This is a genomic window from Solibacillus sp. FSL H8-0523, from assembly GCF_038051985.1.
Classification (GTDB): Bacteria; Bacillota; Bacilli; order Bacillales_A; family Planococcaceae; genus Solibacillus.
On the sequence record NZ_CP150291.1, the window covers coordinates 3,254,841 to 3,276,561 of the forward strand.

The following is a 21,721-nucleotide window of genomic DNA, read 5'->3' on the forward strand; positions in this document are numbered from 1 at the left end:
TTACACATATTAGAACACTCGCATAACTGTCAACTTTTCACAAAATTGTTCCTAGTTCTCGTTTTGCTTTTTGTAATACCACATATAACCAGATTTCATTAAACGTGCGATACGGCCTGTTACGGTTGTATCTCCTAAATTTACGAAACCTTGTTTTTTACCTAAAGAGCCCATGAAGCCCTTCATTTTAATTTCAGAAAGTTTTTCAGGTAATGTTTCACCTTTCCAACGCATCTTTAATACTTTTACCACGCGCTCTGCTTGCTCTTCTGCTAATTGTGCAGTTGGTGGTAAGTGTGATGATGCACAGTCCCCGATAACATAAACATCCTCGTCCCCTACTACATGGTAGTGATCTGTGATAATTGGACGATTGAATTTATCTTTCTCTACGTCTAATTCACGTACGATTTGAACGGGCTGAACACCAGCTGTCCAAACGATTACATCTGCATCGATGATTTCGTCGTGGTTGTGCAGGTGACCTTCTTCAACACGTGTAATGTTTGAATTTGGAATAACTTCTACATTATTTTTTTCGAACCATTTTTTAATATATTCACTTAGCTTCTCTGGGAAGTCACGTAAAATACGGTTAGAGCGGTCAAATAATTTAATATTTAAATCTGAACGGCTTTCACGTAGCTCACTCGCAAGCTCGATGCCTGATAGACCCGCTCCGATGATTGCAACTGTTGCGCCTGGTGCTAAACCACAAACACGCTCAAATGTTTGACGTGCTTTCCCGATTGTTTGAATGCTCATTGTGAATTCATCTGCGCCCGGAACACCATGGTATTTATCAACACAGCCTAAACCAACAACAAGCTGATCGTAATCAAGTGCTGTATCATCTTCTAAATACACTTTTTTATCTTCGCGGTCGATACGAACGATTTCTCCATATACTCGTTTTAATCGATCATGCTCAGGAAAATCAACACGAACTTCTTTGTCTGTTGATGTACCTGCTGCAAGTGCGTAAAATTCTGTTTTGATGCTGTGGAAGGCTGTACGGTCCACTAATGTAACTTCTACATCTGCTGGTAAGTTCGGTAAAATACGTAATAACACACGCATATTCCCAAAGCCGCCGCCAAGTAATACTAATTTTTGCATAGCGCTTTTCCCTCTTATCTATAAGTAATGATGATTAATCAGACAAGATTTTCATTTAGCAAATATCCCGTCACTTGCTAAATGAAAATCGATTTTGTTCACAAAGTTTCCATAATCATTATAACGGTTTGTGATAAGTTTCACAATATATTAAAATGGATTTTGTGAAAAAATTCACATAGAGAAATTCGATCAATTTCATGAGAACTGATGTAAGTACGTAGCAATTGACGCACAGCAAAAAACAAAGTAGCATGGACAAGTAGTGAGGTGACAGGATGTTTAATATGGCCGAATTTTGTATTACCAATTTAGCAAACGGCGCACAAAAAACATATGAGGCGCTTGAAAAAGACCCTGATTTTGATGTGCTCGAATACGGCTGCATGAGCTATTGTACGAAATGTGCCAATGGTTTTATTGCGGTAGTAAACGGTGAGGTTATTGAAGCTGATACGCCTGACGAGTTAACAAAGGCGATTTATCAATATATCGAAGAAAATCCGATGTGGTAGCCACATCGGATTTTTGTTATTTATTTAACTCAAGTAAGTTCTCTACACAATACGTAGGTAGCTTTTCCTTTTGCTTCACAAGTTCAGTTGGTGTCACGCCCGTATTCACATGAATCGTATCGCAACCAAAGTTGATACCACATAAAATGTCGGTGTCGTAATTGTCACCAACCATGACCATTTCATTCTTAGTAAAGCCGTGCTCGTCCGCCACAATTTGTAGCATCACTGGTGATGGCTTCCCAACAAAAATCGGTTTCACGCCAGCCACGTTAGCTACTAGGTTTACAAATGAGCCATTCCCTGGTGCAAAACCATCTTCATACGGAAATTTAATATCCCCATTTGTGCCAATTAACTCTGCTCCATTTTGTACGTAGCTACTTGCCTTCGCTAGCTTCGCGTACGTCATGTCACGGTCTATGCCCATTACAAGAATGTCTGCTTGTTCATCGGTAATTGTTAATCCCTCTTCCACAAGGGCTGTACGAATCCCTTGCTCCCCGACTACATTCACACGTTTATCCTTACTCCTGCTCGCCACATATTTTGCTGTCGCGAGTGAGCTTGAATAAATATGTGTAAGTGGTGCCGTAATGCCTATGTCTTGAAGCATTTGCTGCAGTGTTTCGCGTGTTTTTGATGAGTTGTTCGTTAAATAAAATGGCTCCACGCCTTGCGCTTGTAGTTCATGAACAAACTGCGCAGCCGATTCAATCCCAGCTTTACCACGATAAATCGTACCATCTAAATCAAAGCAATACGCTTTATACATATTACTTATCCTCTGGTAAAAATGCTGAAACAGGACCTAACTCGTTTGTTAAGTAGTCATGTACTTTGCCTGAGAATTGTTTCAACGTTGGTAAGTTTTTCGTTAACACGTTTAAAATCTCATCATTATCTACAGCGATAAATTCGCGTACAATCATTTTACGTAAGCCTACTACTGCTTTTAAAGGTGCGTCCATTTCAGGTGTAATCACTTTTTCATCCACGAATATATCAATAATATCTTCATAGCTACCTGGGTCACGCATGATGAACCCGTCGATTACTAAGTTCCCTACATCCATCATGGCTTCCATCATGTTGTGACCAATGCGTTGTAATGCTAATGTATGAATTTCGCCCTGTAACCAGTTGTCTGTACCTTCAAAAATGGCGATTAGTTCGTCTAAGTGTGCTAAGTTTTTTGTAATTTTATTTCTATCTACGAAATACATAGATAAAGCCTCCATTCAGTCAAATAAAGTTGATAGTGTTTTCCTATATATAGTACCATATTCTTTAGATATGGAAGGGGTTCAAAACAAAATGGAACGATTTTTCTTATATGATGATGTAGAAGATACAAAAACGCGCTTTGTGAGTTTCGCAGGAAAAACACAGCGCTATGATTTAGCGATTCTACAAAGCAGCCGATTTTTCGGTAAAGTGCTTGTGCTCGATATTCAATTCAATCGCTTTGCCATCCTTGGTTCAGATGACATTGAAGAACCAGGCTACTTAGAACACGCCTATAGCCGCACAGAAGCAGAAACAGAAGATTTACGTGAATATTTACGCGAGTTATTAAGTTAAAAAAACGAGGGAGCATATCATATGCCTCCTCGTTTTTTGTTAATCCATTTGTTGTTCTACTGCTGTTTCTTCTAGTACCGGCGCTTCCACTGTAGCCTCTACTGCTACGATTTCTGGTGCACGCCCTGTTTTTTGCACGATGAAATACGCACAGCCAAAATTACAATACTCGTATAAATAATCTTGAACCGTACTAATTTTCGTATCAAATGTAGATTTCTGATTTTTGTCATCAAAAAATCCTTTTAAACGTAGTTGACCGTAACCCCAGTCCCCAACGATATAATCATATTTTGTTAAAATATCTGAATAACGTGCACTAAATGCCTCTTGTTGGAAGCCTTCACGCACATTTTCAATGATTTCATACGCATAGCCTTCTGCAATAATCAAATTGGACACCACCTATCTTACATTCCATGTTATAGAACATTTCCCTCGAAAGCAATATCGACCTTAAATTTCTAGTTTGTGATTTGCCGCAGCGTTTACTTGCTCATCGGCATGGTAGCTACTACGCACAAGTGGACCAGCCTCACAATGACTAAAGCCTTTTTCCATCGCAATTTTACGCATTTTCCCGAACTCTATTGGTGAATAGTACTTCTTAACGGGTAAGTGCTTTTTCGTTGGCTGTAAGTATTGACCAATTGTCATAATGTCGACGTTGTTTGCACGTAAATCATCCATAACCTCATAAATTTCTTCTAGTGTTTCCCCTAAGCCAATCATTAACGATGATTTCGTTGGGATATTTGGCTCCATTTCCTTCGCGCGGCGTAAAAACGCTAATGAGCGGTCATACGTCGCTTTTGCACGTACACGCGGTGTGAGACTGCGCACCGTTTCGATATTATGGTTTAAAATGTCCGGCTTTGCGTCCATTAAAAGGCGTAAACTTTCCTCGCGCCCTGTTAAATCAGACGGCAATACTTCAATCGATGTTAATGGGCTTTTACGACGAATGGCGCGTACCGTTTCGGCGAGTACTTCCGCGCCTCCATCTTTTAAATCATCACGCGCAACCATCGTAATGACAACATGTTTTAAATTCATTAATGCAACCGAATCTGCTACACGTTCTGGCTCTGCTAAATCCAGCTCATTCGGCAAACCGGTTTTCACCGCGCAAAAACGACAGGCACGTGTACAAATGGAGCCTAATATCATCATAGTTGCAGTTCGACGTTCTCCCCAGCATTCATGAATATTTGGACAACGTGCTTCCTCACATACTGTATTTAGGTTTTTTTCACGCATTAATTTTTTCAGCGCTTTGTACTCATCATTCGTATTTAGCTTAATTTTTAGCCATTCTGGTTTTCGTAAATATTCTTCTTTTGAATTAGTTGGTTTACAAGATGTCATGTATTCTTCTCCTTTTCACTCAACCATTTTTACGTTATTTCTGTTGTCAATGTACCATATTCCGTCATTTACAACAACTGACTTTTCTTGCAAGTCCAACAATTCCGATAGTTCGGTGTTCCGTTATCGATCATAAGGAATTGGTACTTCTATCGATGGCTGCGTTCCTTCCCCTGCACTATAAATATGGGGTACCGTTCCTCTTACTAACCCCATGGCAACGGGAATTTTTTGATTAACCGTCGCTGAACTACTTGCAAACGGGATGATGATTTGCACATTCACTTCAATAAAAATATCCACGTCCACTTTTGCATTGTTAATACCAAATTCGGTGATTGTCGTTTCTACATTACTATCGACACTTCCGATTAAATGCAGTCGAATTGGGATTTTGGGCCCTAAATTGCCTATAATCGGAATATTCAACGCCTGGCCGAGGGGAACAAAAAATACAATCCCGTCCCCAGCTTCCATTTTTCCTACATCATACTCCACGTTATCTAAATTCGGTAAGCTTGTTAAATCGCCATTTTCTGCTTGCTGTAAATATTCTTTTACTAATGTAACCGTTTCGGAACGTACTTGGTTAATAATGTCTGTATTAAACTTTGTCGTGATCATATCATCCGATTGTGTAGGTAGGTCAACAATGATGTCATTTACATCTAATACGCTTGATGTTCTAGAATTAATCGCTTTCGTTACGACATAAGACGCCACCTTATGCGTTTGTACTTCAGCATACTCTAAATAGAGAGGCATTAATCGCGCATTTAATACATAAATACTTACAATAATCATGACAATTAAACTCGTTAATATTAACGTAATAACATTTTTACGTCCGTGTTGTCGTTTAGGAAATCGCATCCGTCTTTTATTAGGAAAATGCAAAAAAATCCTCCTTCCCATAAATTATGAGTAGGAGGACTTTGTTATTCGACTGGGACAACATAGTCTGTTTCAATTTTTTCAACATTTACTATCGGATAATCACTTAAACAAATTTCATAGGTTGCGTCTAATAATTGATCGTTTTCTTCAAATATACGCAACCAAGGACGTGTCACATCCACTAAATTTTGTTTGGAAACAATACCTCTACGTCCATCACTTAAATACACAATCGATCCATTTGCATAATGTACGACACTGCGTAAAAAAGCATCGACTACACGTGCATCGAATTGTTTCCCTCTACCTTCCGCAATAATGGCAATTGCTTCCGTCGGTAACATCTTTTTGCGGTAGACACGATTGGACGTTAACGCATCAAATACGTCTGCAACAGCAATGACTTTCGCAAATGGGTGAATTTCAAAATCAACTAACCCACGCGGATAACCACTACCATCAATTCGTTCATGATGCTGGAACGCACAATGGGCGACAAGTAAGGAAACCGAATGCAGGTTACGTAAAATATCGAATCCAAAACGTGAATGCTGCTTCATTTCTTCAAATTCTTCATCCGTTAATTTGCCCGGCTTTTGCAAAATTTCTGATGGGATTAATATCTTACCAATATCATGTAACAATGCTCCAATACCAATTAAGCGAATGTCTTCATAGGAATAGCCTAACTCTTTTGCAATCGCAACGGAATACATCGTTACCTGAAACGAATGTTGATAAATATATTCATCGTATAAATAAGCATCTGTTAATACCATTAATACTTCGTTACTATTCATAACCGCACTTAGAATATCCTCTACAATGAGCCCAAGCACTTTTGATTGTTGATCTAATATATATGATGCTTGTGAAGCTTTCGCTTGTTTCACATCAGTAAAAGCCATAGTCATATTTCTTACGGCTTCAATTCTCTTTGCAGATGCCACAGTTTCTTCAACTGTAATCCCTGAAGATATATTGTCATCAATATATAAATATTGAATATTTAAATCACGTAATCGATCAACAATGCGGCTTGTAACAATAACATCTTTATGTAATAGTGGATGCCCTGCTTCATTCCAGATAGTTCTTCCGACTACCATACCTTCCTTTAAAACATTAATCGATATTAATCGCATTTCTCGATAATCTCCATTCTAATATTACGTTCATTATATATCCCTTATTATGTCTATGGAAAGATTTATTTGGAGATTAACCAAACTTTTTCATACAATATTCTTTAAATACATCTCGTAAAAATTGTGGTAAAAGATAGTCTTTTTTTGCATATTTGAAACTTGGAAAGAAAAAGCCAAATGTAAATAAATCCAGTGTCGCTAAACGATATTCTTTGCCCGCTTCCACAGGCACTCCGTGAATGAGTAATTCACGTGCGGCATTCATTTTCATACCGTAGTGAAGCATTTTACCGAAAATCACACCACGGAAGCCAAGTCCCTTTAATTCAAGACGCGGCCACTCTTCATTTTCTGCTTGCAGGAAAATTTCTTTTAACTCTGCTCCAGTTAAATGAACTACACATATATTAATCGGGTGCGGCAACATTTTATGAATGTCATACTTTGAAATCGAGCCCTTTTTCATAGACTCAACAAAAACTCCTGCATTAAATAACACACAATCGGCATTGGTATAATTAAAGAGACATTCGGCAAACAAATCCGAGAGCTGTGAGCGATGGAACCATTCTTTATTATATGGTTTTGTCACTTGAAAAACAGGTTGCTCCAGTAGCTGCTTCGCCTCTTTTTGCATCGATTCTAACCATTCCCCTTCACCCATTGCTTCTGGCAATAACGCGTTTTCATATAGCCGATCCGACTTTTTCTCAAGTGTTTTTGTCTCGTGGTCAAACTCCAATGTTAAATGACCTGTATACATCCCAAATTTCCCACCGCCTGTTAATAACACTCCGTTTTCTAAACGTCCTTGCTCGAATACATGGTGTGTATGAGAGCCGAAAATGACATCAATCGCAGGGCATTCCTGTGCGAGTAGCTCGTCTTCTGTAATGCCTAAATGCGACATGCAAACAATAACATCGACTTCATCTTTTAACGCATATGCCCATTTAATGATCTCTGGTCTTGGCAGCGTAATATCCCAGCCAAGCTGTCTGTAAAACAAATCAAACGGGGCCGTCGCTGCTAATACCGCAATTTTCGTACCGTACTGCGTCGTTAAAATCGTATATGGCTTCATCCACTGCGGATTTTCTTTTTGTGTGGAAAACAAATTCCCAACGACAACCTCAAAGCGCGCATCATCGTATAGATGATAAAGCTCATCATGCGACAATGTAATGCCTTCGTTATTCCCAAGTGTGACCACATCATAATTAGCATCATTTAGCATCTTGATATTACATTTGCCGAGTGTGGCTTCTGTTACCAAATTCGAACGGTCTAAATGATCACCTAAATCGATTAAAAAGCTCGTCTCGCCTTGTACTGCGAGCATTTTTCTCGTTTGTTCTATAAAGTATTGGCTGCGTTTCCAATACGTAAAATGACTGTGTAAATCATTTGTATGGAAAATATGAATTCGTTCTCGCATAACGGTCACCTCGTTTGGTATTAATTTGGCTCTTCACCCTAATTTAAAAATGACAAACTTAAATAAATAAAATAAGCACGTTTCAATCTTATCCGTTCTGCTACGTTACGGCGGACGCTTTCTGCGGGCACGGCCAAAAGCATCCCCAACTTACGATGATTAGCCAATTATTCCCCAAACAACCCGAGCTGTTTGGGGGCTAGGTTTTCAAATTCAATTTGTAGGATTTGCTGCATACGCTTCGCGTTTTTGGCAGCGTGTCCACCAGAGTTATTGTTAAACACGACAACCACGTGCTTGGCTTGTTTGTTCAACAAGCGTACTTGCTCGCTTAGCTGCTGTAACTCTTCCTCGTTGTAGTCATATAAAAAACGCACTTTACGCCAGTTTTCCGCATGACCGATGTTGCGCCAACCATGTACATTACGCCCGTGTATACGCACGAGCACCTTGTCATGTGTTGCCACCGGTACGAACGGTACTGAGCCACTACCTGCTTGTGGCTCATCGCACACAACATGAATCAAATCGTTGTCTTTTAGAAAGACCAATGTTTTATCCTTCATTTGCGCGCTGTACCACGATTGATTGCGAAACTCTATGGCCACAGGGTAATTTGCTAATTGTTGCTTTATATAATGGATATAGTTCACATTTTTTGTCTGACAATCAAACCATGGTGGGAATTGGACTAATACCATTGCAAGTTTCTCATGCTTCCTAAACACATCAAGACATGCTCGAAAGGCATTGAACATATCATTTTTCGTTTCAAATGGCAGTTCATCACGTAAATGTCCGGTCATTCCTTGGTACGCCTTGACGACATATTGAAAGGTATCAGGCGTCCCTTTACACCATTTTTCGGCGTTTTCAATAGAAGGAATCGCATAAAAAGATGTATCTAATTCTACGACTGGAAAATGTCCGCTATAATCAAATAATTTATCTTTTGCTGTTGTAACAGAGCTGTAAACATCCGGGTGATCTCCCCAGCCTGTTAAACCGATGTTAATCATGTGGTTCACCTCACTTATATTGTACAAGAAAACGAACTTACAACGTTAGAAAAACAATACGTAACTTAATGTAAACAAAAAATCAGACGCATTCTGGTAGGAAATGCGCCTGATTACATGTGTATTCAATTTTTAATTTAAATCTGTTGCTGTAAAAAATAATTGCCTTGCCTGTACTGAATGATAATAGTGTTGTTGCTGACTTTCTTCTAACAGTGCTTTACGCTTCGCGGGTGAGAGCTCCTGAGCTAATATGCGCTGACGAGCCATAGCTAAGAATGCAATATATTCCGCATAATCAGTTGGATACTGTTCAGCTAATTCATTTCGAATCTTTTTAGCAAGCAACGGGCTCGCACCACCTGTTGAAACGGCAATGACTAAGTCGCCGCGCTGTACCTTTGCCGGAACATGAAATGTGCTCTGTTTTGGATTATCGACAATATTTACTAATTGCTCTGGCTGACAGCAACTCGCCACTTGTGCATTAACGCTCTGACTATTTGTTGCCGCAATGATGATGAAGGCACCCTCTACGTCTGCCACCTCAAATGTTCGCGCTACCCAGTGAACGATCCCTTGTTGCACTAGCTCATAAATTGCCTCATTTATTTTAGGGCTAATCACAGAAACAATACTTCCCTCTGCTACTAGACCAACAATTTTTCGAGACGCTACGTTGCCACCACCAACTACCACAGCTTTTTTGTTTCGTATATTTAACATGACCGGATACATCTTCTCAATCCTTTAACTATGGAAATCGCGTCCATCTGTTACTGCCAGCACGTAGCCTGTACGAATGACAAAGTCACCAAAATGTTCCCCGTCTTCGCGCTCCTTTGCATAGCGCATTAAAATCGGTTCGAGTTCCGCTAATATTTCTTGTTCACCAATATTTTCACGGTATAACTTATTTAAGCGTTGCCCTTTAAAGTCGCCACCTAAGTATAAATTATATTTACCCGGTCCTTTTCCGATAAAGCCGATTTCGCCCATGGCCGCGCGTGAGCAGCCATTCGGACAGCCCGACATACGGATACCAATTTCTGTTTCAAGCAGTCCAATTTCTGCTAGTGTCGCATCAAGTTTTGTAATTAAAGATGGTAAGTAACGCTCTGCCTCAGCCATTGCTAATCCACAAGTTGGTAGTGAGACACAGGCAATCGAATTGCGACGTAGTGCCGAATAATGTGCACCGTCTGTTATATTATATTTTTTCAGTAGCGCATCAATTGCACGTTTCTTTTGCGGTGTTACATCCGCTATTAATAAGTTTTGATTTGGTGTTAAGCGGAATAGCCCTGTATGGATTTTCGCAATTTCTCGAAGACCTGTTTTTAATTGATAGTCTTCAAAATCACGAATTCGGCCATTTTGCACAAATAATGTAAAATGCCACTTTTCGTCTGCGCCTTTAATCCAGCCATACTCATCACCCGTACGTTTGAATGAATATGCACGTACTTCTCCTAACTCCCAACCTAAACGGCGATGTAATTCTTCCTTGAACCAGTCGACACCACGCGCATCCACCGTATATTTAAAGCGCGCATTTTTTCGAACAGAACGATTACCATAATCGCGCTGGATCGTTAAAATTTTCTCTGCTGTTTCTAGTAAACGCTCCTTTGGAATAAAGCCAACTAAACGCCCAAGCTGCGGGTAGGTTGAGATATCGCCATGCGTCATCCCCATTCCTCCACCAACCGCTACATTAAAGCCGATTAGTTCATCGTTTTCTACAATGGCAATAAAGCCAATATCTTGCGAGAATACGTCTACATCATTACTCGGTGGAATCGCAATGCCGATTTTAAATTTACGAGGCAAATACAACTCGCCATAAATCGGTTCAAGTTCGACATCTACTTTCTCTCCATCGTATATTTTTTCACCGTCTAGCCAAAGCTCATGATACGCGCGTGTTCTCGGTAATAAATGCTCACTTAATTTTGCTGACCATTGATAAACCTCATCATGTAGTGCAGATTGATTTGGGTTGACGTTACACATCACGTTTCGATTGACGTCACCGCAAGCCGCGATACAATCGAGTAGCACATCATGAATTTCTTGCATATATTTTTTTACATTCCATTTTAAAATGCCGTGTACTTGGAAGGCCTGACGCGTTGTTAATTTTAACGAACCATTCCCGTATTTTTCAGCCATCTCATCCATCACGAGCCATTGCTGTGATGTTGCTGTACCTCCTGGTGTTCGTACACGCACCATAAATTGATACGCTGGCTCTAGCTTTTGCTTCTCGCGCTCATTACGCACATCACGATCATCTTGCAAATAACTACCATGGAACTTCATGAGGCGGTTATCATCATCCGGAATACCCGAGCTTAAAGGGTATTGCATTGTGCGTTCAAGCGTTCCACGTAAATAATTACTTTCATTCTTAATACGTTCTACATCATTTGGCGTACCAGGTTGTGGTGGTAAGACAATTTTTTCAGTCATTGTAGCTCTCTCCATTCATTTTGCTTAATAAACATCTCGTTGATAACGCTGCTGAGCTCGTAAGCTTTGTACATATTGCTCGGCTTCCTGCTGCGTTTTATTTCCCGCTTGTTCGACAATCGTCTGCAGTGTTTGATCTACTCCGACTGCTAGCGTCTTTTTATCACCACATACATAAACAACAGCGCCTTCTTGTAACCATTTATAAAGTTCATGCACATTTTCCTGTAAACGGTGCTGTACATAAACCTTTTGCTCTGTATCGCGAGAAAATGCAACAGATAGCTCTGTTAATGTCCCGTCCTGTAACCACCGCTTCCATTCGGTTTGATAAAGGAAATCGGTCATAAAATGCTGATCCCCAAAAAATAGCCAAGCCTTCCCTGTATCGCCTCGTTCTGCACGTTCCTCCACAAATGAGCGGAATGGTGCAATACCCGTACCCGCACCAATCATAATAATCGGCGTCGTTGGATCTTTTGGTAATTTAAAGTTCGGATTTTTATGTACGTATACCGGGACACGCGCACCTTCTTCAAGACGTGCTGCTACTTGATTCGAACATACACCACCACGCTCCCGACCATCCGTTTCGTAGCTCACTTTGCCAATTGTCAAATGAACTTCTTCTTCATTTGCTAGCTGACTGCTTGCAATCGAATAAAGACGTACTGGAATTTTGCGTAATAGCTCTACAAATTGCTGACTTGACCATGTAAACGGTCCAAATTTATGTACAACGTCAACAAGGTCTCGCCCATAACTAAATTCCTTCCATGCGTCGTCACTGGCGATTAATGTTGCAAGTGCCTCATTTGCTGTATAGTTAGCAATCTTTTGAAGTAATGGCTTTGATAGCACCGTAATTTCCAGCTTATTTAAGAGTGCTTCTTTTAAAGTGAGATGCTCTTCTTGTACAAGCACTTCCTCATTGCCATCAAACGTTAGTGCCTCTAGCAGCTGGTCCACTAACTCCGGTGCGTTTTGCGGTAAAATACCAATGCTATCGCCTGGCTCATACGTAAGCCCAGAGCCTTCTAGTGACAATTCAAGATGACGTGTTTCTTTATTTGAACCACGACCATTTAAATTGATATTTGCCAATACTTCCGCATAAAAGGGATTTTTCTTTGAATAGCTCGTCTCTACTTGTGCTATTTGTACCTCTTGCTGTACAGGCTGCACTGACGAGCCCGCTAAAGAAGTAAGCGTATTTGTCACATCTTCTAGCCATTTCTCTGCTTGCTCGTCATCATCTAAATCACAATCCACACGTGGAACAATGCGCTGCGCTCCTAATTTTTCAAGCTGTTCATCAAAATCAAGCCCTGTTTTACAGAAAAATTCATACGAGGAATCACCCAGCGCTAACACTGAAAATTTCACTTGTTCAAGCTTCGGTGCGCGCTTACTATATAAAAATTCATGTAGCTGAATCGCGTTATCTGGTGGCTCGCCCTCACCATGCGTACTCGTCACAATAAACAGGTTTGTCAATTTTTTAAGTGCATTTGTTTTAAATGCAGACATTGCTGAAATCGTCACATCCACGTTACTAACTCGTAATTTTGCTGCAAGCTTTTCAGCTAGACCCTGTGCATTTCCTGTTTGCGAGCCAAATAAAATCGTCGCAGCTTGTCGTTCTGTTTTTGTAGCAAGCTTTACGGTTTCTGCCCCTTCACTTTGTGGTACTGCTAGGGCCTGCGTAGCGCTAAAATAGCCTGTTAACCAAATTTTTTGATAGTCTGTTAATGTTGAAAGTAATTCATTTACTAATTTAATTTGATCCTCTTGAAAAGGACTGTTTCCTACATGTAAAGCCAACTTTTCCACCTCGCCAATTTATTTCAAACGAATTTTTTCGTTTTTCTCAATTTGAATGACAATCCCGTCTTGAACGACGAGTGTCACTGTCCCATATTTCAACGATTCTAACGATGCCTTTATGTTTTCTAGCACCTCATCTAAATTACTTTCTTTTTTCGACATGATGCTTCCCTCCTAGCGTATTACCTCATGTACACGTTCAATTAAAACTTGCTCAACATTGTCGTCGTAGCCTAGACTGTCACATAAAATCACATGTGAGGTATCTAGTGTTTCAATTTTCTTTTGAATGCCATTTCGCAATAAACCCGAAAATAATAAATACGGCACGATAAACAGCTGCTTCAATGGTCGCTGCTTCAATTGTGCTACAATCTCCTCAAACGAGGGTGTTGCTCCGTATAAAAAACATGTGCTCACACGGTGGAAGCTATACGTCTGTTCAAGTTGCTGCGCAATCATCGCCATGTCACGCGCAACATCCGGATCACTACTCCCACGCCCAACTAATAACACCTCTGCTTCTGGTACAAGCTCTAGCTGTTGTTCTAAAATACGCTTATATAGCGTCTCAATCAGCTTTGGATGAATACCAAATGGTTGCGCTACGGTTAAAGTCATCTGCGGAAATTGCTCGCTTGCCTGCACAAGAAGCTTTGGTATATCCTCTTTTGCGTGTTGCGCGGCTAATAACAAAATCGGAACAATCGCAATTTTTGTCGCTCCCCGTTTCACACAGTGTTCAATCCCCTGCAAAATATCTGGTTCCGCTAATTCTAAAAAAGCTAACTCTTGAATTTCAATTGAAATGTGCGGCTTCACACGGTCTATAAAGAGAAGTGCCTCCTCGATTCCTTGCCGTACCCTTGTGCCATGCGCAACATATAAAACCGCCTGCATACCTTCACCTACCTACACAATGTGTTCCGTTAACAATGCTTGAGGTCGCAACTGTTCGAACCATTGAATCTTTTCCCGAACTGTTACAACTTCCCCAACAATAATCATGCTTGGATTTTTAATTTTTTGTTCCTCAACGATACGAACAATGGTATCTAATGTACCGACAACTGTTTTTTGCTCCACGTACGTTCCCATGTGCACAACAGCAACCGGTGTCGTACCATTACGACCATTCGTCAAAAGCTGCGAGCAAATATAAGGTAAATTCCCAACCCCCATATAAATAGCTAATGTGTCGATTCCTTTTGCTAAGCTTTCCCATTTAATTGAATCATCCTTACCCTCACGCATATGCCCCGTCACAATCGCAAAACTAGAGCTTAAATCTCGATGCGTCACGGGAATTCCTGCATAAGCAGCTGCTGCGATACCAGATGTGACGCCTGGTACAATCTCATACGGAATGGCATGATCTGCAAGCACCTCTGCCTCCTCTGCACCCCGACCGAATACGAAAGGATCGCCTCCCTTTAATCGCGTCACAGTCAACCCTTGCTGTGCATACTGGACAAGCGAATAATTAATATGCTCCTGAATCATTGCATGACGATTTGGCATTTTACCGCAAAAAATTAATTTTGCATTTGGCTTTGCATAGTTCAGTAAGTCCTGATTAATTAAACGGTCGTATAAAATAACGTCCGCTTCCTTAATGCAACGAAGACCTTTTAATGTAATTAATTCCTCGTCTCCTGGTCCAGCACCTACAATATAAACTTTTCCCATTAAAATACTCTCCTTTAATGCAATAAATGCCCTTTTTATTTATTGTGCCGACTCGTTATTCCTTGATATTTCTAGGTTTTACATTAATTCTTATAAAATAACTAGGTTTACTATATTTTATATTGTAACTACTTTACTAAATATTCCACAATTAGTAAAATAGAAATAAATAATCAGTTCCATTATGAAAAATAATCGTTTAGTGAGGTGATATGAAATGAACCTGGAAGAACTACAAACTTTTATTAAACTTTGTGAAATAAAAAACTTTACCAAAACAGCAGAACTACTAACTATGTCTCAGCCAACAGTCAGTTTGCATATAAAAAATCTTGAACAACAATTTCAATCACAATTAATCCAACGCTCTACAAAGCAAATTAGCATTACCCCTACTGGAGAAATTCTATTAGATCAAGCAAAGCAGATTATTCAATTATATGAACAAACGAAACAACAAATACTTGAGCATCATCACACAATTCAGGGCGATTTAACGATTGGTGCAAGCTTTACAATTGGGGAATACATTTTGCCTACACTGCTTATTAAATTAAAATCGCAGCACCCAAATTTAAGCCTACAAATTTCGATTGGCAACACCGAGGAAATTGTGGCGGCCGTGAAGAAATTTCAAGTAGATATTGGACTAATTGAAGGTGCAACAAACGAAAAGTCACTTATCATCCAACCATTTATGAAGGATGAATTAGTCGTCATTGCATCAAAAGAGCACCCACTAGCAAAGAAGAAGCAGCTTCATGTGTCAGACCTGCAAAATGAAGACTGGGTTTCAAGAGAATTAGGCTCTGGCACACAAGCGAATTTAATGCATTTCCTACACGCCAATGGGTTAAAAGTAAACTCCATGTTGACGATTAGTAGTAATCAAGGGATTAAACAATCCGTTATAAATGGGCTAGGCATTTCCTTACTTTCTAAGCATGTTGTAGAGAGAGATCATGCCAATGGGGATATCGCCATTCTTCAACTAGATACACCGCCTCTTTTCCGGACATTATCGTATATTTATTCGTCGATTATGCTTAAAAAGGGCAATGTCAAAACCTTTTTGGACATACTGACGACTTAAAATAAAAAGAAACGAGGCAGAAAAATGATTGAAACTATAAAGATACACGACATTCTAACAATCGCCTTTGAGGCTGGACAGAAAATTTTAGACATCTATCATGCAGAGTCATTCGAGGTGGATTTGAAAAGTGATGCATCGCCTGTAACAATTGCTGATAAAACAGCGCATCAATACATTTATGAACAGCTTACTGATAAGTACCCAGACATTCCTATTATTAGTGAGGAGGGGGAAATTCTTGATTTTAAAACACGCCAACAATGGCCCTATACTTGGCTTGTTGATCCGTTAGATGGCACGAAGGAGTTTATTAAAAAGAACGGTGAGTTTACGATTAATATTGGCTTAATCGAAAACGGCTCACCTATTGCTGGTGTCATTTACATACCCGCACAGGAGACAATGTACTTCGCAAGTAAAGCAACTGGTTCATACAAATTGAGCGATTGTACACGGATCATAGGGCAATCAACAGAACAACTACTAGCTTCAGCACAAAAGCTACCGCTACCAAAACAGCATGACGCCATTCGCGTTGTTGTCAGCCGCTCACACTTTTCACCCGAAACGGAATGCTATCTAAAGCAGTTAGCACAACTCTATCCAAAGGTCGAAACGATTTCCTCTGGTAGCTCAATTAAAATGTGCCTTGTTGCAGAAGGCGCGGCGGATATTTATCCTCGTCTTAGCTATTCAATGGAATGGGATACAGCAGCGGGCGAGGCCATCGTAACATATAGCGGTGCGCATGTTGAAGTGTACCCGTCTAAAGCACCAATGCAGTACAATAAACAGCAGCTGAAAAATCCTTTCCATATCGTTCATCGTGCATAATGTGTACAAATTAAAAGTGGCTAGCACATAAGTGAACTGATAAAAAAACACTTTTTCTCACATCAAAAAAATACAAATTTTCTCCATGGAAAATTTGTATTTTTGTTTTTTATCTATAATCGTTTTGCAATTTCCTTTACTAAATAATCCGTTGCTTCCTCTAACAAAATATTTGTTGTATCAATCGTAATCGTTGGATTTACTGGTGCTTCATATGGGCTGGAAATCCCTGTGAAATGGCGAATTTCCTCAGCTCTTGCCTTTTCATACAGCCCCTTCACATCACGGGCTTCACATATATGTAATGGCGTGCTCACATAAATTTCAATAAAGTCTTCACCAATAATTTGCTTCGCCTTTTGACGCTCCTGCTCGAATGGTGAAATAAAGGATGTTAATGTAATTAATCCCGCGTCATTCATTAGCTTTGCTACCTCTGCAATGCGGCGAATATTTTCAACACGGTCTGCCTCATTAAAGTTTAAATCTTTATTTAACCCAAGACGGACATTATCTCCATCTAATAACATCGTATGGTAACCAAGTAATACAAGACGCTTTTCCACTGCGTTTGCTAATGTGGATTTGCCTGAGCCTGAAAGTCCTGTAAACCATAATGTTAGTGGCTTTTGATTTTTTTGCTCGGCACGTACCTCGCGCGTAATATCTGTTTTTTGATAAATTACATGCTCCGTTTCGGATATGCCGCGTTCAATAACACCACAGGCTGACGTCATATTCGTTACACGATTAATGAGGATAAATCCGCCTAGCTCTTCGTTTTGGGCAAATACATCGAAAACAACTTTTTCTGCAAGCGCGATATGACATGTTGCGAGTTCATTTTTTTCAATTTGCTCCGTCGAAACTTCTTCGCCTGTATTAATGTCTACTTTATGCTGAATTGAAATGACGGTTCCCGGAATCATTTTCGTTCCAATTTTTACTAAGTAATTTTGTCCCGGCACAAGATTCGTATCATCCATCCATAAAATTTGTGCACGTAACATGTCTGCGATTTTCATGTCAGTTGATGTGGTTAATACACAACCGCGCGATACGTCTACCTCGCGATCTAGCTGAATCGTCACGGGGCTACCATCATGAGCTGTTTGAACTTCTTGATCCGTCAATAAAATACTCTTAACTTTAGCGCTTTCATTACTCGGTAAGGAAATAACCTCATCCCCTATCGTAATTGTGCCGCGCACCTGTCCTTGGAACCCACGGAATGTATAGTTCGGACGACTAACACGCTGCACCGCCATCATAAACGCCTGCTCTGCAGTTTCCTGACCGGTATTAATTTGCTCTAGGTAAGGAAGTAGCGCTAGCTCGTCATACCACGGCGTATTTTCGGATGATGCTGTAATATTATCACCGTTCGTCGCCGAAACGGGAATCACTTGAATCGTTGCAAATGAAAACTCTTTCGCAAATTGTAAAAAATCGTGCTTAATTGCAGCAAAACGCGTCTCATCAAAATCAATTAAGTCCATTTTATTAATGGCTAGCACAATATGCTTTACGCCCATTAATGCACAAATACGTGCATGGCGCTTTGTTTGTGTAATAATCCCTTTTTTTGCGTCAACTAAAAGAATCGCTAAATCGGCAAAGGATGCCCCTACCGCCATATTACGCGTATATTCCTCATGACCTGGCGTATCCGCTACGATAAAAGAACGTGTACTTGTCGTAAAATAACGGTAGGCAACGTCAATCGTAATTCCCTGCTCACGCTCTGCTAGTAAACCATCTAATAGTAATGAATAATCAATTTCTCCATTGCGGCTACCGACCTTACTATCAAGCTCTAGTGCCTTTTCCTGGTCTGCAAATAATAGCTTTGCATTATAAAGCATATGGCCAATTAGTGTTGATTTCCCATCATCCACACTGCCACATGTAATAAACTTCAATAAACTTTTGCCCATTAGAAATACCCCTCTCGCTTACGTCGCTCCATACTGCCGACTGCCTCCTGGTCAATGACGCGTGTCGTACGCTCAGATGTAACTGCTCCAAGTGTTTCTTCAATAATTTCATCCAATGTCACCGCATCAGATTCAATTCCACCTGTCAGCGGATAGCAGCCTAACGTACGGAAGCGAACTTTTTTCATTTCAACTTTTTCACCTAGCTCTAAACGCAAGCGGTCATCATCGACCATGACATAATTGCCATGACGATAAATAACAGGGCGTTCCTTGGCGAAGTATAGTGGCACGATATCGATATTTTCTTGACGAATGTATTGCCAAATATCCTTTTCAGTCCAGTTCGAAAGCGGGAACACGCGAATACTCTCGCCTTTGTTAATTTTTGTATTATAGAGCTTCCACATTTCAGGACGTTGATTTTTTGGGTCCCAGGCATGATTTTTATTACGGAATGAAAAAATGCGCTCTTTAGCTCGTGATTTTTCCTCATCTCGGCGTCCACCACCAAAGGCCGCTGTAAAGCCGTATTTATCGAGTCCCTGCTTGAGGCTTTGCGTTTTCATAATGTCTGTATACGCCGCGCCGTGATCTTGCGGATTAATGTTTTGCGCGATTCCTTCTTCGTTTTTATGAACAATCATTTCTATGCCTAATTCCTTTGCTCGACGATCTCTAAATTCAATCATTTCTTTAAATTTCCACGTCGTATCAATATGCATAAATGGGAACGGCGGCTTTTCTGGATAAAAGGCCTTCATCGCTAAATGCAGCATAACGGAGCTATCCTTGCCGATTGAATAAAGCATTACAGGGTTTTCACATTCTGCTGCTACTTCTCGAATAATGTATATGGCCTCCGCCTCTAGTTGACGCAGGTGTAAGCTTTCTGTCATGTCTATTAACTCCTATCCTATGATTTCGTAGTAAAAAGAGCTTGCTAAAATCAGAACAAGCCCTTCACTTGCCTTTATACGTTCTGCATTATCCATGCAAGCCACACTCCGTTTTTCCTTGCCCTTGCCATCTTCCTGCACGTAAGTCCTCGAGTGTAAAGGCCGGCTTTGTACAATGCTCACAGCCAATACTCGGATAACCTTGATCATGCAGCACGTTATATGTCAATTCATGCTTAGATACGTAGCGCCAAACATCCTTCCACGTCCAATGAATCAGCGGGCATATTTTTACCGATTGAAAGCGGTGATCTTGGTTAATGTACTGCACATGCTGACGTGTTTCAGATTGCTCGCGACGCAAGCCTGAAATCCATGCCTTTGCTCCCGTCAATACTTCATTTAACGGGTCTAGCTTACGGATTTGACAGCATTTATTTGGATTCGTTTCCCATAATTTCTCACCGAACTGCTCAGCTTGTTCCTGTAACGATACATCCGATTTCTTTAATACAATATTTAAAGTGGGATATTTTTCACGTACACGTTCAATCGTTTCATACGTCTCTTTAAAATGGACATCGGTATCTAAAAAGACAATTTGTGCGTCTTTTTGTACCTTCGCGATTAAATCAATTAATACAATGCCTTCTATGCCAAAGCTACACGCGTACACAACATCCTTGCCATATGTGCGATAGCTCCATTCTAATACTTGAAGGGCCCCTTTAAATTCGTCTGTTTCATCAAACGTAACAGACTCCTCTACCCACGTTTCATACGTTAACAAATCAGTTCCTCCTAAATAATAAAATCCTCTGGAATAAACACTTTGATTTCCTTCGGGCTTACATAAACACACTCATTTAACTGAAGCTCCAGCTGTGTGAAATCCTCACGACTCAGCTCGACTTCCACATATGCATCGCTCTCCTCACGCTTCATTTCGATATACCATGTCGGCCCAATCGAATGCATAAACGTAATCGTTGCGGCAATCGCCTCTTCATTATATTTTTCGCGTTCGATTTTCAAATGATGTGGGCGCACATAGCCAACCGCCTGCACATCAGTAGCTTCTATATGATCGGGTACATCAAGCTGCGTTGAACCAAATGCTAATTTCCCTTTATGTAGGCGTCCGTGAAATAAATTGACATTGCCTAAAAAGTCATAAACAAATGGTGTCAATGGCTGGTCATATACTTCTGTCGGTGTGCCAAGCTGCTCAATTTTACCTTTATTCATAATGACAATGCGGTCTGCTACATCAAGTGCCTCTTCTTGGTCATGCGTTACAAAGACACTTGTCACGTTAATTTCATTGTGCAGCTTTCTTAACCAGCGGCGTAGCTCTTTTCGCACTTTCGCATCTAGTGCCCCGAACGGCTCATCTAATAATAAAATTTTCGGTTCAACAGCTAATGCACGAGCTAACGCCACACGTTGGCGCTGTCCACCAGAAAGCTGTGACGGATAACGTTTTGCAAAGCCACTTAGCTTGACTAAATCTAGTAATTCATTCACTTTGTTTGCGATTTCCTGCTTAGACGGGCGTAAGCTTCTTTTACGTACATTTAAGCCGAATGCAATATTATCGAATACCGTCATATGCTTAAACAACGCGTAATGCTGAAACACAAAGCCAACATTGCGTTGATTAACTAGCACATCACTTAAATCTTGACCATCAAATAAAATTTCTCCTTGATCAATTGATTCCAATCCCGCAATAATACGAAGCAATGTCGTTTTACCTGAGCCTGATGGTCCAAGTAAGGCAACTAGCTCTCCTTTTGGAATCGTCAAATTAATATCTGTTAATGCTTGAAAAGAGCCGTAATGCTTTGTTACATTGCGTATTTCAATCGACATA

23 protein-coding genes are annotated in these 21,721 nt (G+C 40.3%); 4 read left to right on the plus strand and 19 right to left on the minus strand.

From position 1 onward, the window contains the following. Positions 1-51 precede the first annotated feature (51 nt). A complete protein-coding gene (locus NSQ62_RS16375; RefSeq protein WP_341321159.1) occupies positions 52-1,119 on the minus strand; it encodes an NAD(P)/FAD-dependent oxidoreductase in 1,068 nt (355 codons plus the stop codon). Positions 1,120-1,397: 278 nt separating this feature from the next. On the opposite strand from NSQ62_RS16375, the gene NSQ62_RS16380 reads away from it, so the two are divergent. After that, positions 1,398-1,634 carry a YuzB family protein gene (locus tag NSQ62_RS16380; RefSeq protein WP_341321160.1) on the plus strand — a complete coding sequence of 79 codons (237 nt, stop codon included), beginning with the start codon at positions 1,398-1,400 and terminating at the stop codon, positions 1,632-1,634. A 16-nt stretch (positions 1,635-1,650) separates the two neighbouring features. Here NSQ62_RS16380 and NSQ62_RS16385 read toward each other — a convergent pair whose 3' ends face one another. Next, positions 1,651-2,409, minus strand: coding sequence for a TIGR01457 family HAD-type hydrolase (locus NSQ62_RS16385; protein ID WP_341321161.1), 759 nt, complete (start codon positions 2,407-2,409; stop codon positions 1,651-1,653). Between the two features lies 1 nt (position 2,410). Further along, on the minus strand, positions 2,411-2,860 hold the full coding sequence (locus NSQ62_RS16390) for a DUF86 domain-containing protein (RefSeq protein WP_341321162.1): 450 nt from the start codon (positions 2,858-2,860) through the stop codon (positions 2,411-2,413). Between the two features lie 91 nt (positions 2,861-2,951). Here NSQ62_RS16390 and NSQ62_RS16395 point away from each other — a divergent pair, with 91 nt between their 5' ends. Further along, positions 2,952-3,218 (plus strand): DUF3055 domain-containing protein, encoded by a 267-nt coding sequence (locus NSQ62_RS16395; RefSeq protein WP_341321163.1) that lies wholly within the window; start codon positions 2,952-2,954, stop codon positions 3,216-3,218. A gap of 39 nt (positions 3,219-3,257) precedes the next feature. Here NSQ62_RS16395 and NSQ62_RS16400 read toward each other — a convergent pair whose 3' ends face one another. The 12 genes from NSQ62_RS16400 to cobA all read right to left on the minus strand — a co-directional run bounded on the left by NSQ62_RS16400 (position 3,258) and on the right by cobA (position 15,079). Beyond that, complete coding sequence (locus tag NSQ62_RS16400) at positions 3,258-3,611, minus strand: YutD family protein (RefSeq protein ID WP_341321164.1); 354 nt, start codon at positions 3,609-3,611, stop codon at positions 3,258-3,260. A 63-nt stretch (positions 3,612-3,674) separates the two neighbouring features. Next, positions 3,675-4,586, minus strand: coding sequence for a lipoyl synthase (lipA, locus tag NSQ62_RS16405; RefSeq protein ID WP_341321165.1), 912 nt, complete (start codon positions 4,584-4,586; stop codon positions 3,675-3,677). Positions 4,587-4,709: 123 nt separating this feature from the next. Beyond that, positions 4,710-5,459: a sporulation protein YunB gene (gene yunB, locus NSQ62_RS16410; RefSeq protein WP_341323958.1), complete on the minus strand. Its 750-nt coding sequence runs from the start codon at positions 5,457-5,459 to the stop codon at positions 4,710-4,712. 65 nt (positions 5,460-5,524) lie between these two features. Next, entirely contained in the window at positions 5,525-6,628 is a 1,104-nt protein-coding gene (locus NSQ62_RS16415) for an HD-GYP domain-containing protein (protein ID WP_341321166.1), read from the minus strand. 76 nt (positions 6,629-6,704) lie between these two features. Then, positions 6,705-8,069 (minus strand): bifunctional UDP-sugar hydrolase/5'-nucleotidase, encoded by a 1,365-nt coding sequence (locus NSQ62_RS16420; RefSeq protein ID WP_341321167.1) that lies wholly within the window; start codon positions 8,067-8,069, stop codon positions 6,705-6,707. Positions 8,070-8,236: 167 nt separating this feature from the next. Further along, positions 8,237-9,088: a DUF72 domain-containing protein gene (locus tag NSQ62_RS16425; protein ID WP_341321168.1), complete on the minus strand. Its 852-nt coding sequence runs from the start codon at positions 9,086-9,088 to the stop codon at positions 8,237-8,239. A 132-nt stretch (positions 9,089-9,220) separates the two neighbouring features. Then, complete coding sequence (locus NSQ62_RS16430) at positions 9,221-9,814, minus strand: NAD(P)-dependent oxidoreductase (protein ID WP_341321169.1); 594 nt, start codon at positions 9,812-9,814, stop codon at positions 9,221-9,223. Positions 9,815-9,838: 24 nt separating this feature from the next. Then, the gene (gene cysI / locus NSQ62_RS16435; RefSeq protein WP_341321170.1) at positions 9,839-11,563 is read right to left on the minus strand and encodes an assimilatory sulfite reductase (NADPH) hemoprotein subunit; all 1,725 of its coding nucleotides are present in this window, start codon (positions 11,561-11,563) and stop codon (positions 9,839-9,841) included. Between the two features lie 24 nt (positions 11,564-11,587). Beyond that, positions 11,588-13,387, minus strand: coding sequence for an assimilatory sulfite reductase (NADPH) flavoprotein subunit (locus tag NSQ62_RS16440; protein ID WP_341321171.1), 1,800 nt, complete (start codon positions 13,385-13,387; stop codon positions 11,588-11,590). Between the two features lie 18 nt (positions 13,388-13,405). Then, the gene (locus NSQ62_RS16445) at positions 13,406-13,552 is read right to left on the minus strand and encodes a YezD family protein (protein ID WP_341321172.1); all 147 of its coding nucleotides are present in this window, start codon (positions 13,550-13,552) and stop codon (positions 13,406-13,408) included. A gap of 12 nt (positions 13,553-13,564) precedes the next feature. Continuing rightward, positions 13,565-14,290, minus strand: coding sequence for a sirohydrochlorin chelatase (locus NSQ62_RS16450; protein ID WP_341321173.1), 726 nt, complete (start codon positions 14,288-14,290; stop codon positions 13,565-13,567). A 12-nt stretch (positions 14,291-14,302) separates the two neighbouring features. Further along, complete coding sequence (gene cobA / locus NSQ62_RS16455) at positions 14,303-15,079, minus strand: uroporphyrinogen-III C-methyltransferase (RefSeq protein WP_341321174.1); 777 nt, start codon at positions 15,077-15,079, stop codon at positions 14,303-14,305. Between the two features lie 217 nt (positions 15,080-15,296). Here cobA and NSQ62_RS16460 point away from each other — a divergent pair, with 217 nt between their 5' ends. Continuing rightward, positions 15,297-16,172, plus strand: a complete 876-nt coding sequence (locus NSQ62_RS16460; RefSeq protein ID WP_341321175.1) for a LysR family transcriptional regulator — start codon at positions 15,297-15,299, stop codon at positions 16,170-16,172. Between the two features lie 24 nt (positions 16,173-16,196). Beyond that, positions 16,197-17,009 (plus strand): 3'(2'),5'-bisphosphate nucleotidase CysQ, encoded by an 813-nt coding sequence (gene cysQ, locus NSQ62_RS16465; protein ID WP_341321176.1) that lies wholly within the window; start codon positions 16,197-16,199, stop codon positions 17,007-17,009. 113 nt (positions 17,010-17,122) lie between these two features. Here cysQ and cysC read toward each other — a convergent pair whose 3' ends face one another. The 4 genes from cysC to NSQ62_RS16485 form a co-directional block, all read right to left on the minus strand. Then, the gene (gene cysC, locus NSQ62_RS16470) at positions 17,123-18,946 is read right to left on the minus strand and encodes an adenylyl-sulfate kinase (RefSeq protein WP_341321177.1); all 1,824 of its coding nucleotides are present in this window, start codon (positions 18,944-18,946) and stop codon (positions 17,123-17,125) included. Beyond that, positions 18,946-19,845, minus strand: coding sequence for a sulfate adenylyltransferase subunit CysD (cysD, locus tag NSQ62_RS16475; RefSeq protein WP_341321178.1), 900 nt, complete (start codon positions 19,843-19,845; stop codon positions 18,946-18,948). The genes cysC and cysD overlap by 1 nt, the downstream gene beginning before the upstream one ends. 88 nt (positions 19,846-19,933) lie before the next feature. After that, entirely contained in the window at positions 19,934-20,635 is a 702-nt protein-coding gene (locus tag NSQ62_RS16480; protein WP_341321179.1) for a phosphoadenylyl-sulfate reductase, read from the minus strand. Between the two features lie 11 nt (positions 20,636-20,646). Beyond that, positions 20,647-21,720 (minus strand): sulfate ABC transporter ATP-binding protein, encoded by a 1,074-nt coding sequence (locus NSQ62_RS16485; RefSeq protein WP_341321180.1) that lies wholly within the window; start codon positions 21,718-21,720, stop codon positions 20,647-20,649. Position 21,721: the final 1 nt, after the last annotated feature.

Bases quoted from the DNA above. Each gene is read 5' to 3' on its own strand.
- NSQ62_RS16395 (WP_341321163.1), top strand. From the start codon at position 2,952: ATGGAACGATTTTTCTTATATGATGATGTAGAAGATACAAAAACGCGC.
- cysQ (WP_341321176.1), top strand. From the start codon at position 16,197: ATGATTGAAACTATAAAGATACACGACATTCTAACAATCGCCTTTGAG.
- cysI (WP_341321170.1), bottom strand. From the start codon at position 11,563: ATGACTGAAAAAATTGTCTTACCACCACAACCTGGTACGCCAAATGAT.
- cysD (WP_341321178.1), bottom strand. From the start codon at position 19,845: ATGACAGAAAGCTTACACCTGCGTCAACTAGAGGCGGAGGCCATATAC.
- NSQ62_RS16485 (WP_341321180.1), bottom strand. From the start codon at position 21,720: ATGTCGATTGAAATACGCAATGTAACAAAGCATTACGGCTCTTTTCAA.
- NSQ62_RS16445 (WP_341321172.1), bottom strand. From the start codon at position 13,552: ATGTCGAAAAAAGAAAGTAATTTAGATGAGGTGCTAGAAAACATAAAG.
- NSQ62_RS16390 (WP_341321162.1), bottom strand. From the start codon at position 2,860: ATGTATTTCGTAGATAGAAATAAAATTACAAAAAACTTAGCACACTTA.
- yunB (WP_341323958.1), bottom strand. From the start codon at position 5,459: ATGCGATTTCCTAAACGACAACACGGACGTAAAAATGTTATTACGTTA.
- NSQ62_RS16430 (WP_341321169.1), bottom strand. From the start codon at position 9,814: ATGTTAAATATACGAAACAAAAAAGCTGTGGTAGTTGGTGGTGGCAAC.
- cysC (WP_341321177.1), bottom strand. From the start codon at position 18,946: ATGGGCAAAAGTTTATTGAAGTTTATTACATGTGGCAGTGTGGATGAT.
- NSQ62_RS16385 (WP_341321161.1), bottom strand. From the start codon at position 2,409: ATGTATAAAGCGTATTGCTTTGATTTAGATGGTACGATTTATCGTGGT.
- NSQ62_RS16425 (WP_341321168.1), bottom strand. From the start codon at position 9,088: ATGATTAACATCGGTTTAACAGGCTGGGGAGATCACCCGGATGTTTAC.
- NSQ62_RS16380 (WP_341321160.1), top strand. From the start codon at position 1,398: ATGTTTAATATGGCCGAATTTTGTATTACCAATTTAGCAAACGGCGCA.
- NSQ62_RS16460 (WP_341321175.1), top strand. From the start codon at position 15,297: ATGAACCTGGAAGAACTACAAACTTTTATTAAACTTTGTGAAATAAAA.
- NSQ62_RS16450 (WP_341321173.1), bottom strand. From the start codon at position 14,290: ATGCAGGCGGTTTTATATGTTGCGCATGGCACAAGGGTACGGCAAGGA.
- NSQ62_RS16415 (WP_341321166.1), bottom strand. From the start codon at position 6,628: ATGCGATTAATATCGATTAATGTTTTAAAGGAAGGTATGGTAGTCGGA.
- NSQ62_RS16375 (WP_341321159.1), bottom strand. From the start codon at position 1,119: ATGCAAAAATTAGTATTACTTGGCGGCGGCTTTGGGAATATGCGTGTG.
- cobA (WP_341321174.1), bottom strand. From the start codon at position 15,079: ATGGGAAAAGTTTATATTGTAGGTGCTGGACCAGGAGACGAGGAATTA.
- NSQ62_RS16420 (WP_341321167.1), bottom strand. From the start codon at position 8,069: ATGCGAGAACGAATTCATATTTTCCATACAAATGATTTACACAGTCAT.
- lipA (WP_341321165.1), bottom strand. From the start codon at position 4,586: ATGACATCTTGTAAACCAACTAATTCAAAAGAAGAATATTTACGAAAA.